The sequence below is a fragment of the Paenibacillus sp. fava2 genome (assembly GCF_058313675.1).
The window spans coordinates 6,406,090-6,419,159 of record NZ_CM177755.1 but is presented as its reverse complement, the minus strand read 5'-3'; the positions used below and the strand labels follow the sequence as shown (position 1 = coordinate 6,419,159).

Below are 13,070 nucleotides of genomic sequence, written 5' to 3'. Positions count from 1 at the left end.
ACTCAGGTTAAGCCTGATATGCATACAGGAACATACAAAATATTTGAGGGGGATATTAAATGAAAAGCAAAGGCATTAAAACTGCTTTTACACTCATGCTTATGAGCTCTATGCTGATCGCAGGCTGTGGCGGCAACAACGCTGCCAACAATACTGCAAACAATACGCCAGAGAATACCGGTAACAACACAGCAACGAACCAGCCGGCAGACGATGCAATGGATACTAGCCCTTTTAAAATTTCATTCTTCGGCGGGGATGCAAGTCCGAACTGGAACAATATGCAGGATGATGTAGGTAAAGTCATTACTGAAAAGACCGGTGTAACTATTGATGCTGAATTTGATGTCGGCAGCGGCGGCGGTGACCAGAAGATTCCTATGATGGCTGCCAGCGGCGAGGTACCCGATCTGATCTTTGCAAAAGGTAACCTGAGCCTCCTGGTGGATGCCGGGCTGGTTATTGATCTGACCGACCTGATTGATAAATATGCTCCTAACCTCAAAAAAGTATACGGCGAGAACATGAACCGTCTGAAATACAGCCTGGATGACCAGAGCATCTATCAGATCCCTACCAATATGGGTGTCGGCCAGTCCGCCTTTGACGCGACCGGCGGCTTTGAAATCCAGCACCGCGTACTTAAAGAGCTGGGCTATCCTGAAGTGAAAACACTGGCGGATTATGAGAAAGTATTGAAGGATTACGTCGCGCTGCATCCGGAAACTGACGGTCAGCCTACCATTCCGCTCACACTGAATGCGGATGACTGGAAGATCATGATCACTGTAACGAACCCTGCCTTTATTACTACAGGCGCACCGGATGACGGGGAGTACTATGTTGATCCAGAAACTTACGAAGCACAGCTTCACTACAAACGCCCTGTTGAAAAAGAATATTTCCGCTGGCTGAATGGCATGTACAACCAGGGCCTGCTGGATAAAGATACTTTCGTCCAGAAAGATGACCAGTATAAAGCTAAAGTGGCAAGCGGCCGTGTACTCGGTCTGATCTCCCAGGAATGGGAATATTCTGACGGCGAAAACGCTCTGAAGGCAGCCGGTAAGGATGAGTACACCTATGCTCACTTCCCTGTAACCCTGAGCGAAGAGTATAAGGATCACTCCTTCATGCAGACAGGTATTGACGGCTATGGTCTGGCAATTACAACTGCAGCTAAAGACCCTGTACGCATCATCAAATGGCTCGACTGGATGTCCTCCGACGAAGGACAGATCCTGAGAAGCTGGGGTGTTGAAGGCAAGCATTACACTGTAAATGCAGATGGCAAACGTGAGGTTCCGGCTGAAATTCAGGACAGAAAAGCCAATGATGCTGCTAACTTTGCAAAAGAAACAGGTGTTGGCCAGTATCTGATCTTCGGCGCACGTTATGGTGACGGCGTGAAAGATTCCACTGACAACTACTACACTACAAGCTTCCCTGAAGAAATTGTCGCTTCTTACTCCGCTGCCGAGAAGGAATCACTCGCAGGCTATGGCGCTACAACCTGGAAGGATCTGTTCCCTAAGGCAGAGGAATTCCCTGTAAAAGAAACCGGAGCCCTGTACAACCTGCCTGTTCCAACTGACGGCCAGTATCAGGTAATCTACAAGAAAACTCAAGATATTGTCCGCAAGCGCATTCCGGAAGCGATCCTGTCCAAGCCGGGTGATTTCGACAAGGTATACGATGCATTCCTTGCTGAGCTGGACAAAGCAGGCGCTCAGGATATGGAAAAAGAATTCACTGAACTCGTGAAAAAGAGAGTATCCCTGTGGACTGGTAAAGAATTTTAATCCAGAATATTCTTTCTGAATTACAAACTTAATGCAACAGCAAGGACCCGGTGTTTGTCCGGGTCTTTTGCTGTATACTGCCCCTATACGGAAAGAGGGAGAGGATGAGGGACGTGAACCAGGGACAAGCGTGGAAGTTGAGATACAAGCAGCCGGCAGCCATCTGGGAAGAGGCATTGCCGCTTGGGAACGGTCATATGGGTGCGATGGTCTTCGGCGGTACGGCTGAGGAGCGGTTCCAGCTGAATGAGGATACGTTATGGTCGGGATTCCCGCGGGATACGAGCAATTATGAGGCACTCCGCTACCTGAAGCAGGCGCGCGGGCTGATCGCGGAAGGAAGCTATGCGGAAGCAGAGAAGCTCATTAACAGCCGGATGCTCGGCGTGAACTGCCAGGCTTATATGCCGCTTGGCGATCTGATCCTGAAACAGCCGGGTACGGAGAACTGCACGGAATACAGCCGGGAGCTGGATCTGGATAGCGGAATTGCTGCAGTATCCTTCCGGACAGCTGTTGGCCTGTTCACCCGTGAGGCATGGATCAGTGCGCCTGATGGTGTGATGGTTATTCAGGCTTCGAGTGAAGCGCGCGGAGGATTGAACCTGGAGCTGAGCCTTTCGAGTCCGCTCCGTCATACGGTGAAGCAGACGGGAGCAGCAACGCTTATTCTGGAAGGCCGCTGTCCGACGCATATTGCCGACAATTATCACCGGGATCATCCGTACGCCATCCAATATGAGGACGGGCTGGGCATCGCCTTCGAGCTGCATCTGCAGGTCATTGCCACAGGCGGCCGGATTGAAGCGGCAGACGGGCGTGTGCTTGTCTCCGGTGCGGATCAGGTGCAGCTTGTGCTTGCTGCCGCAACGGATTATGAGCAGGTGAAGAGCAGGGCGGCACATTTGAGCGGCAGCCGTGCGGCTGCCGGCTGGCTGCCGGCAGAAGGAGCGCAGGCTCAGAGCATTGCTGCACAGATGAAGGGCAGCAGCGGTGCAGGATCCGCTGAGCTGCTTAACCCGGGGGAGAGCTGCGAACGGCGGCTGGCGGCTGCGTGCGGTACGGCGTACGAGGTGCTCAAGCAGCGGCATACCGCCGATCATCAGGCGCTGTTCCGCCGGATGGAGCTTAATCTTGGCTGGAGTGAGGCGGCTGAGCTGCCGACGGATGAGCGGCTGGCTGCGTACAAGAACGGCGGGGAAGACCCGGCGCTGGAGGCGCTGCTCTTCCAGTACGGGCGTTATCTGCTGATCGGCAGCTCACGCCCCGGTTCACAGGCCGCCAATCTGCAGGGGATCTGGAACGAGCATGTTACCCCGCCGTGGAACAGCAACTACACCACGAATATCAATACGCAGATGAATTACTGGCTGGCTGAGGCAGGCAATCTGAGCGAGCTTCACGGGCCGCTGCTTGACCTGATCGGCGAACTGAGCGAGACCGGGGCCAGAACGGCCGCAATTCATTATGGAGCGCGCGGCTGGACGGCCCACCACAATGTGGACCTGTGGCGGAGCTCTGTACCGTCCGGCGGCGATGCCAGCTGGGCGTTCTGGCCGATGGGCGGCGTGTGGCTGAGCCGCCATCTCTGGGAGCATTACGCGTACAACCCTGATCCTGCCTTCTTGCAGGAGACGGCCTATCCGCTAATGAAGGGGGCGGCGCTCTTCGCGCTGGACTGGCTGGTCGAAGGGCCGGATGGCCTGCTCGTGACCAGTCCGTCTACCTCGCCGGAGAACCGTTTTGTTACCGCTGACGGGGAACCGTGCAGCGTATCCATGGGTTCGGCAATGGATATGAGTCTGATCCGGGAGCTGTTCGGGCACTGCCTGGAAGCGGCGCGGATTATGGACACGGATGCGGCATTCCGGCAGCAGCTGGAGCAGACGCTGCCGCGGCTGGCTCCACTTGTTATAGGCGCGGAGGGACGCGTGCAGGAGTGGTTTGAAGATTTCGCCGAAGCAGAGCCGGGGCACCGCCATGTCTCCCATCTGTACGGGCTGTACCCGGGAGAGCTGATTAATGAGCGTGATACCCCGGAGCTGGTTGAAGCAAGCCGGCGGACCCTTGAGAAGCGGATTGCCTCGGGCGGCGGAAATACCGGCTGGAGCTGCGCGTGGCTGATTAACCTGTACGCCCGGCTGCAGGACGGGGAGGCGGCTCACAGCTTTGTGCGGACCCTGCTGTCTCGCTCGGCTTACCCTAATCTGTTCGACGCCCATCCGCCGTTCCAGATTGACGGGAACTTTGGTGCGGCTGCAGGCATTGCCGAGATGCTGCTGCAGAGCCATCTTGGCGAGCTCCGCCTGCTGCCTGCCCTGCCGGAGGCCTGGAAGAGCGGCCGGGTGAAGGGAATCAGGGCCCGTGGCGGCTATGAGCTGGAGCTGGAATGGAGGGACCAGGTGCTGGTATCGGCACGCATCTCCGCTACCCGGGACGGGGAATGCCGGATCGTATATACGCGCGGGCTGAAAATTCAGCTGCCTGACGGCGGCATGGCCAGCGCGGATGAGCCGCTTCAGGTTAAAGCCGGTGAGAGTTACCTTGTGACTGCCGGCGATATTTAACGGGAGTTACCTCTGAAAATAGCTTGTGCGAAAAAAACTGCTTCCTACGCAGCATGATGCTGTACGGGAGCAGTTTTTTTGCCGGAAAGGACAAAGCCGACGGCAAGAGTGGTGGAGCGGCATCCGCGAATAAAATGAATCTGCACCGGTGATTACTCAACATATTCAGCAAGATTCTCCAGACTGGACCGCAAACCCTCATCGTGGTCCTCCTTGCGTATTCCTTCCGGTACGTTCTCACAAACGATACTGACTAAAGTGCCTTCCTGCGCAGCGGCTAAACTCCAGGTCATAATCATTTCTCCGGCAAAAGCCGGATCGTCAGATTGGAACTCGGCCAATTGTACCAGTCGCTCGTCCGGAATACATTCAAGGAACCTGCCCTGGACAACATCGGTATCCTCCGAGCTTTTACCGTGTGCCGCAGAGTCCGGTTCGAGATAGGTTAAGGACATCCGGTAAGCTCCGCCGGCCCGGGCATCGAACTCCAAGATATGGCCCTTCATCCCCTTGGGCGGCAGCCACTCAACCAGAGCTTCCGGGTCTATAAGTGCCTTGTAAATAGGGTGCGGTAAGGCCTTGATGACTCTCGAGGCCGAGTCGGTTCTCTTATTGCCGGGTGTATGTGTCACAGTGTTAAACCTCCTTGTTTCCATTTTTTTATATTTATTATAACAGTGCCAAATTCATCCTGCAGCAGGGCACTATTCCATCGTAGAACCTTATTTCACTGACATTCCAGGCCGATAATAATAGTATATATTTTTAATTTGAGATAATATGGAAATGATGCTGCAGGGTATAGCTTAGCAGGCCAAAGAAATTGAGATCACTGAGATTCCAGTCGTACGATAGATATTTCCGGCATCTACTATATAGAAGAAGTACAAACTATACTCTATAGTTAAGATACAGCGAATTGAAGGTTGCAGGAGGCAAGGGGGAAAACATGCGAAAGAAACAGATGTCGCTGATGAAGGCGTTACTCGGGGGGATGCTGCTGTCTGCGGCTTTGCCGCCGGCGGCTTACTACGGCTGGGGACAGGTCCATGCGGCTGCTGCATCCGCTTCGCTTCAATCAGTAAGCGAGATGACACAGAGGCTGACCGGGGCAATGGGCAACCGCCGGGAGACGATCACCTTTAAGTATACGGGGAAGACAAACAAGCTGAAGGCACAGGTGCAGAGTGCAATTGACCAGGCGATGGCCAGTGATATTTATTTGTATTACATCGTTGACAGCTATGCCTTTTCATATAAACAAAACGGCCAGTCTGCTAATGTGACAGTGCAGGTGAAATACCGGGAGACGCTGCAGCAGACCGCCTATGTAAACAAGCAGGTAAAAGCGGTTCTTCAGAAGATTATCACGCCGGGCATGAACAACCATCAGAAGATCAAGGCCATTCATGACTGGGTGGTGCTGAACCTGAAATATGACAACACCTACACTAAATACACCGCTTATGAAGGGCTGACGACCGGCAGCGCCGTATGCCAGGGCTATTCCCTGCTCACCTATAAGCTGCTGCTCGGCGCAGGAATTCCGAATAAAATTGTCGAGGGTACTGCCAAACCGGCGGGAGGTGCAAGACAATCCCATGCCTGGAATCTGGTTCAGCTGAACGGGCTCTGGTACCATCTGGATACTACATGGGATGATCCGGAGCCGAACATCGAGGGGGAGGTCAGCACGGCCTATTACATGAGAACGGACTCGCAGATGCGCCGTGACCACTCCTGGACCAAATCTTATCCGGCTGCATCAGTCAGCTATGCCCAGACATTGTCTGGCCTGGTCAGCCGCGGCGGAACAGGTGTATCCGTGTATGAGAAGCTGCAGGAGCAGCTGGATTACAGGCTGTATGAGGAAAAAGAGGTTGTGAGTTCTGCTGCAGAGCTGAAGGAGCTGGCGAAATCCGCCATCGCTTCCGGGAAGCAGTCGCTGCTGTTTCGTTACCGGGGAAGCGAGAAGCTGCTTAAAAATGATCTGCAGACATTGTACACGCTTGGGCTGGACCAGCTTGCGTACACCAGCTCTGCTTTTGAGAATACCGGTGATCTCAAGGTCTATGTTACCTGGAAATAACAGCGGATGGGCACCTCCCGTGCGGTTGCTGTCCTGATGCGAAAACAAATTCCCGTACCGTTTATACCCGGTACGGGAATACAAGTGCAGTTGATTTTCCGCAACTGCACGCAGAGGATTGCCCTTTACTTCTTCAGATTCCAGCTGTCGGCACCATACTTCTCCTCAGCAAGCCGGCTGGCCAGTTCAATTTCGAAGTCAGTCAATGTCCCGGGGATAAGCTCCGTACCCAAATTTTCTGCGAAACCTTGATGAAAGGCTTCCTCCAAATCACGAATGGTCACCGGAGGGTCCCCTTTCCGCCGCAGGCACGAATTAATGTCAACCGCTTTGCGCTCGAAAATCTTCTTCATCCGCTGTTTGTCCTCAGGATCAGGAAAGTTCAAAACATTGAACAGAAGATCCGAGTCCAGTTCGAGAAGAATGGAGCCGTGCTGCAGAATGACTCCTTTGGAACGCATTTGAGCGCTTCCCGCGATTTTTCTGCCTTCGACTACAAGCTCGTACTTGGATGGCGCATCGAAGCAAGCTGCCGACATTGGCTTGTTTCCACGCCGGGAATCCTCTACTTGCCAATCTGCCAAGGTTTGTGTCTTGGAAGATTCCAAGCCCGTCATATGTGCATCCAGACCCAGCTTCCGGAAACCGAGCAGCAACCCCATGCTTAGCACACGGTATGCTTCCACTACACTTGCCGGAATACCGGGATAATTCTCCGATACGATGATGCTGTAGGTGAGCTCTTGATCATGAAGCACAGCCCGGCCGCCGGTCGACCGCCGCACAAACCCTAGGCCGTACTCTCGAAGCGCGGTGAAGTCCACTTCCTTGGCCGCATGCTGGAAGCAGCCGATGGACAATGTCGCTGGATTCCATCCATAGAATCGCACCGTTGGGGGCACAAGACCCCGCTCGTGAGCGGTGAGCATCGCTTCGTCGATCGCCATGTTTTCCGCAGGCGTCCGGTTTCCCGTATGTACAAACCTCCACATCGTCATCATATCCCCGCTTCCAGCTTGCCGGTACCGATTTTCGCATCATAATAAAGTGAAGTACCGCCGAGTTTAACTTTGGCTATATCCGTCTTATGCTTGTCTAACCGCATCGCCGATACCCCCTTCGTCGAACTTAAATAACGCCAGCTATCTCTATGACCGGAACCCCTGCTCAGTTCTCAAGCACAGCGGATTCCGTACCCGCAGCAGCCGATTTCGCGCTCTCTGTTTGCTCCCGGGCATGATAGGAGCTGCGGACAAGCGGACCCGCCTCGACATGTGCAAAGCCCAGCGCCAGTCCCTCCCGCTTCAGCTCAGCGAATTCTGACGGTTCATAATAGCGGTCAACCCCGATATGCTTGAATGTAGGCTGCAAGTACTGACCGATCGTCAGAATGTCACAGCCTGCAGCTCTCAAATCCTTCATCGCTTCGATGATCTCTTCCTTCGTCTCACCCAGCCCGACCATCATGCCGGATTTCGTCGTCTGCTCCGGACGCAGCTCTTTCGCAAGGCGCAGCACAGAAAGAGACCGCTGGTATTTCGCCTTCGCCCGCACTTTGTCCGACAGCCGGCTTACGGTTTCCAGATTATGGTTCAAAACATCCGGTTTCGCCGCCAGAACGAGGGCAAGCCGATTCGCTTCCCCGCCTAAATCCGGGATCAGTACCTCGATGTCCGTCAGTGGATTGCTCTCACGCACCGCTGTAATCGTCGCAGCGAACATCGAGGCTCCGTGATCGTTCAGATCATCCCGGGCAACGGATGTAATGACGACATGCTTAAGCCCCATCTCCTTGACCGACTGTGCCACATGCCGCGGCTCCTCGAGATCAAGTTCCGTCGGTAAACCCGAGGTAACGGCGCAGAACCGGCAGGCGCGTGTACAAATATTCCCCAGAATCATGAAAGTCGCTGTCCGCTGACTCCAGCATTCATAAATGTTCGGACATTTTGCCTCTTCACAGACCGTGTGAAGCTTGCGGCCGCGCATCATCGAGTTAATCTCTTTATAACCGTCCCCCGTATTCAGCGATATTTTAAGCCAATCGGGTTTGCGTTCTCTTGCCTTCTGCATTGTCAGCCTCCCATATTCAAATGTAATGAATAATTTCTGCTTGCCATGCTGTGAAATCGGACATAGTACTGATGGAAGCCTATGCTTATTTTTACCATAGTCTACTGCCTGGCACATGAGCAACGCAAGAACTATTCGTAAAAATTTTATGGAAAATATACTGAACGATAAACAAAAAAGGATGCTCCGCGCCACTGAGGCAACGGGGGCATCCTTTTAATGTAGTAAATAGTTCAGCTGCTGAACGAGGACTTAATCCGCATGGGTACTTAGATCGCAGTCCTGGAGCGGAACAAGGCGGCTAGGTCTGAACCAGCGGTAGCCGGCCCAGATCAGCAGGAACAGCGGCAGGCTGACGTAGGAGACCAGCACGCCGTACCAGTCGATGCTTCCGCCGGTGAAGGCGCCCATATTCTGGCCCAGTACCGCGATCATGCAGAGTGCGAAGGCAAAGAGCGGGCCGAACGGGAACCATTTGGCCCGGTACGGCAGCTCATCCAGCGAATGGCCCTGCTTCACGAAAGCACGGCGGAACCGGTAGTGGCAGACGGCAATGCCGAGCCAGTTGATGAAGCCGCACATCCCGGAGGCGTTGAGCAGCCAGTTGTAGACAGCGCCGTCGCCGAAGAAGGAGGCGAGGAAGGCTAGCATGCCGACCGCTGTAGTCACCAAGAGGGCGCCGACAGGCACGCCGCGGCGGTTCAGCTTGCCGAGCGCACGCGGTGCCATCCCGTCCTTGGCCATCGCGTACAGGACGCGGGTGGAGGCGTACATGCCGGAGTTCCCGGCCGACAGGACGGAGCTCAGAATGACGGCATTCATTACAGAGGCGGCGATAGCCAGTCCGGCTTTGTTGAAGACAATGGTGAACGGGCTGACGCCGATGTCATCGATGCCGCCGCGCAGCAGGTCAGGGTTCGTATAAGGAATCACCATGCCGATAACGAGAATGGCAAAGATGTAGAAGATCATAATCCGCCAGAATACCTGGCGGATTGCGATCGGCACGTTACGGCGCGGATTCTCGCTCTCGCCTGCGGCAACACCGACCAGCTCGGTTCCCTGGAAGGAGAAGCCGGCGGCCATAAAGACACCGACGAAGGCGAAGAAGCCGCCGTGGAACGAGCTGCCGCCCAGCTGGAAGTTGCTGAAGCCGATGCGCTCACCACCCATAATACCGAAGATCATGAGCACGCCGACAATCAGGAAGACGATAACGGTAATGATCTTGATAATCGCGAACCAGTATTCCGATTCCCCGTACCCGCGGGAGGAGAGGAAGTTAAGGCCGAACATCACCAGCAGGAACACCAGGCTCCAGAGGGCCGAGGAGCTCTCAGGGAACCAATACTTGATAATGACCGTTGCGGCTGCGAGCTCGGCTGCGATGGTCACCGCCCAGTTGTACCAGAAATTCCAGCCGATGGCGAAGCCGAAGGCCGGGCTGACGAACCGGGTGCCGTAAGTGCTGAAGGAACCGGAGTCAGGCAGGTAGGTGGCCAGCTCACCGAGGCTGGTCATCAGGAAGTACACCATGAGCCCTACCGCAGCATAGGCGAGGAGGGCTCCGCCCGGACCGGAGGAGGCAATGGCGCCGCCGCTGGCCAGGAACAGCCCGGTTCCGATCGATCCGCCGAGGGCGATCATCGTCAGATGCCTGGCTTTGAAGGTTTTGCGCAGTGCCGGCTGCTGGTTGTCTTGTGTTGCTTGCATAAAATGGACACTCCTTCTGAAAGTTCGTGTTTCTGTTCATGAAGGGGAGTGGTATACGAAGCCGCCCTCATCATGAGGGCGGCAAATCCTGTAGGCGCAAAAAAACCGCAGACGGATCTGCGGTTTCCTGAAAATACGGCTCCGCATCATACTCCCTGTTAAGATAGCGCAACACAGTGCAGGATCCTGCAGGCAATAGCGGCATGCAGTACACAGTGACAGTTCCGTGCCTGTTCGGCAACGGCCCCAGTCTGCGCGGCATTAGGAGCGGCGGCGCAGACTTCGGCGGATATTCCTTTCGGCGGCTTCATTGACGGCTCTTAACGTCTCAACGCGCGTACTGATAATATTCGCGACCTCTACCTCATCTTAGGTATGATGAGGCTATCTTTATACAATATGAACACAACAGGAATTAGTATAATGCAATTCATGAGGGTCATGCAATAACAAAATACGGCAGATGCATGTCAGGTACGGCGGCGCTCCGACATTTGCTGCCAGACGGTACCTGCCGCTTCCTCGCCGGAAGCAATCCGCTCCAGCGCCATGCGGGCCTGCAGGCCGACCTCGAATTCCGGGTCGTCGGCCGCAGCTGCCAGGGCATCCTGCGCTTCGGCGGTGCCGACCTCATACAGGAAGCGCGCCGCCCGCCAGCGGACGAGCTTGCTGGCATCCGTGAGCGCCGCCGTCATCACCGGCGTCGCAGCCGGATCGCCGATGTCGGACAGCGTGTCCCCGGCCGTGCGCCGCACGGCCGGAGCACTGTCTGCCATCGCCTCATAGAGCAGCTCCATCGCCTCAGGCGTGCGGATGTCGCCCAGGTACACGACCGCAAGCCTGCGCAGCTGCAGCTTGGGGTCGTGCAGCGCCTTGCGCAGCTCCGGCAGGAGCTCTGCACTCGGCGCCAGGTCCTCCAGCGCGGCGTAGCGCACGCGCCAGTCATCGTCCTGCAGGTCTCGCAGCAGCTCGGCCTGCCCCTTCTTCTGCCGCTGCTCGACGAACTCGCCGGCAGCCCCGTGCGCGATGGCCTGCTGCACGAGGGAGTCGAGGCGTTCCTGCGGATACGCCGCCTCCAGCTCCTGCTCGACCTCGCGGGCAATTTCCGGCGGCTCGCCGTAGCGGACGCCGTAATCGGTGAGCTTGCGCTCCTTGATCAGCACAGCGCTGGCCACATCGGTCACCGCCTGCGTGAAGCGGCTGGAGAGGGCGATGCGCTCCTCATTCGCGCCGGTCTTCACGCGGATCTGGATCGGGATGCCGCGGAACATCTGGACGAACACCTGCGACTCCCCGAAATGGGCGCCGGCGTTCTCATCCTCCAGATTGATCTCTGCGCTGAGGCCGTCTGCGCCGAACCGGCGCTGCACCTCACGGAGAATCGCCGCCCAGTCGGCGCTGCCTTTGCGCTCCAGGGCAGCGAAGTCAGCGGCGTGGTAAATGCTGGTCACGCCGGGAATGGTCAGCATATCGCGCGCCCAGGCAGGGGCGCTGCGCTCGCTCTCGGGTGAATAAGTCCGGCGGATGCCGGGTTCCAGGCTCTCGTCCAGATGAAGCTTCATCGTATTTGGACTTGGAGTTGGTTCAATAAAAGTGATCTTCATACGTTTAGCTCCCCTTTGACCGGTACATACACCGTAGTCTTTACCCGCATTTTACATCATAATACGTCCGGAATACAAAATGCGGGCCAATGGAGACAGCTTAATCTTGCCCTGAAATGGGTAAAATTTGTACTGAATCCTGTTAAGGAGAGATGCCGTTATGGCTAAAATAAGATATCGCAATATTGATAATGTCGGTGTTGACAAAACGCTCAAAGAGCTGCGCCAATGGCGGGAGGAACGCCGGACCAAGCAGAAGGATTATTCCTATAAGGTGCCGAACCACCCGCCGGAGCTGACTTACCTTACCGGGAACCGGCTGGATACGACGATCACCTGGATCGGGCATTCCACCTTTTTCATGCAATATGAGGGGCTTAACATCATTACCGATCCGATCTGGGCCCGCCGCCTAGGCTTTGAGAAACGGATCGGCCAGCCGGGGATTCCGCTGAATGAGGTACCGCCCGTGGATCTGATCCTGATTTCGCATTCCCATTATGATCATCTGCATTTTCCCTCGGTCCGCAAGCTGTATAAGGCGGCCACGAAGATTGTCGTTCCGGCCGGCCTGAAGCGGAAAATGCTCCGCAAGGGCTTTCCGAACTGCTATGAGATGCAGTGGTGGGAGGAGCTTACGCTGGGGCCGGTCAAGCTCACCTTTGTGCCAACCCAACACTGGACCCGGCGCACGCCTTTCGATACCAACAGCTCCCACTGGGGCGGGTATGTACTTCAGCCCGCCGAGCCCGGCAAGCATCCGGAAGGGAAGCAGGACGCGCAGAAGCGCAAGCTTCCGCCTAACCTTTATTTTGCCGGAGACAGCGGCTTCTTCCCGGGCTTCAAGGAGATCGGCAGCCGCTTCAAGCTGCATATCGCCCTGATGCCGATCGGGGCCTATGAGCCGGAGTGGTTTATGAGCTCGCAGCATGTGAATCCGGAGGAGGCGGTGCAGGCTTTTCTGGATGTGGGTGCAGAGCTGATGATTCCGATGCATTTCGGCACCTTCCGGCTGGCCGACGATACGGCGCGCGAGGCACTGGACCGGATGGAGCTGGCCCGCAAGGCCCAGGGAATCAATCCGGAGCGGATACGCACATTGGGATACGGCGAGACGCTGATTGTGCACCCTGAGGAGCGCTATTCGGGGCAATAAGCTGTCCGCTTAGGGATTTAGTGCCAAAACCGCAGGAACAACATGATCTTACGGGCTATTTGCCCT

General features: G+C 55.7%; 9 protein-coding genes and 1 riboswitch. Of the genes, 4 read left to right on the top strand and 5 right to left on the bottom strand.

Annotated features, from left to right (window positions below; translation table 11 throughout):
- Positions 1–59 precede the first annotated feature (59 nt).
- Both AC4G46_RS28275 and AC4G46_RS28270 read left to right on the top strand, forming a co-directional pair.
- The gene (locus AC4G46_RS28275; protein WP_491125602.1) at positions 60–1,802 is read left to right on the top strand and encodes an ABC transporter substrate-binding protein; all 1,743 of its coding nucleotides are present in this window, start codon (positions 60–62) and stop codon (positions 1,800–1,802) included.
- A gap of 104 nt (positions 1,803–1,906) precedes the next feature.
- Positions 1,907–4,369: a glycoside hydrolase family 95 protein gene (locus AC4G46_RS28270; protein ID WP_491125601.1), complete on the top strand. Its 2,463-nt coding sequence runs from the start codon at positions 1,907–1,909 to the stop codon at positions 4,367–4,369.
- 152 nt (positions 4,370–4,521) lie between these two features.
- Here AC4G46_RS28270 and AC4G46_RS28265 read toward each other — a convergent pair whose 3' ends face one another.
- Positions 4,522–5,001 carry an SRPBCC family protein gene (locus AC4G46_RS28265; protein WP_491125600.1) on the bottom strand — a complete coding sequence of 160 codons (480 nt, stop codon included), beginning with the start codon at positions 4,999–5,001 and terminating at the stop codon, positions 4,522–4,524.
- Between the two features lie 317 nt (positions 5,002–5,318).
- Between AC4G46_RS28265 and AC4G46_RS28260 the strand changes: the two genes are divergently transcribed.
- A complete protein-coding gene (locus AC4G46_RS28260) occupies positions 5,319–6,458 on the top strand; it encodes a transglutaminase domain-containing protein (RefSeq protein WP_491125599.1) in 1,140 nt (379 codons plus the stop codon).
- Between the two features lie 125 nt (positions 6,459–6,583).
- Here the strand turns inward: AC4G46_RS28260 and AC4G46_RS28255 are convergent, their stop codons facing one another.
- From AC4G46_RS28255 to AC4G46_RS28240, 4 genes are all read right to left on the bottom strand, one after another.
- Positions 6,584–7,456, bottom strand: a complete 873-nt coding sequence (locus AC4G46_RS28255) for a lipoate--protein ligase family protein (RefSeq protein ID WP_491128999.1) — start codon at positions 7,454–7,456, stop codon at positions 6,584–6,586.
- Positions 7,457–7,625: 169 nt separating this feature from the next.
- A complete protein-coding gene (gene lipA, locus AC4G46_RS28250; RefSeq protein WP_491125598.1) occupies positions 7,626–8,531 on the bottom strand; it encodes a lipoyl synthase in 906 nt (301 codons plus the stop codon).
- A 252-nt stretch (positions 8,532–8,783) separates the two neighbouring features.
- A complete protein-coding gene (locus AC4G46_RS28245) occupies positions 8,784–10,244 on the bottom strand; it encodes an amino acid permease (RefSeq protein ID WP_491125597.1) in 1,461 nt (486 codons plus the stop codon).
- Between the two features lie 156 nt (positions 10,245–10,400).
- Positions 10,401–10,614: riboswitch (Lysine riboswitch) on the bottom strand.
- Positions 10,615–10,714: 100 nt separating this feature from the next.
- Entirely contained in the window at positions 10,715–11,848 is a 1,134-nt protein-coding gene (locus tag AC4G46_RS28240; RefSeq protein WP_491125596.1) for a virulence factor, read from the bottom strand.
- A 160-nt stretch (positions 11,849–12,008) separates the two neighbouring features.
- On the opposite strand from AC4G46_RS28240, the gene AC4G46_RS28235 reads away from it, so the two are divergent.
- Positions 12,009–13,004: an MBL fold metallo-hydrolase gene (locus AC4G46_RS28235; protein WP_491125595.1), complete on the top strand. Its 996-nt coding sequence runs from the start codon at positions 12,009–12,011 to the stop codon at positions 13,002–13,004.
- Positions 13,005–13,070 lie beyond the last annotated feature (66 nt).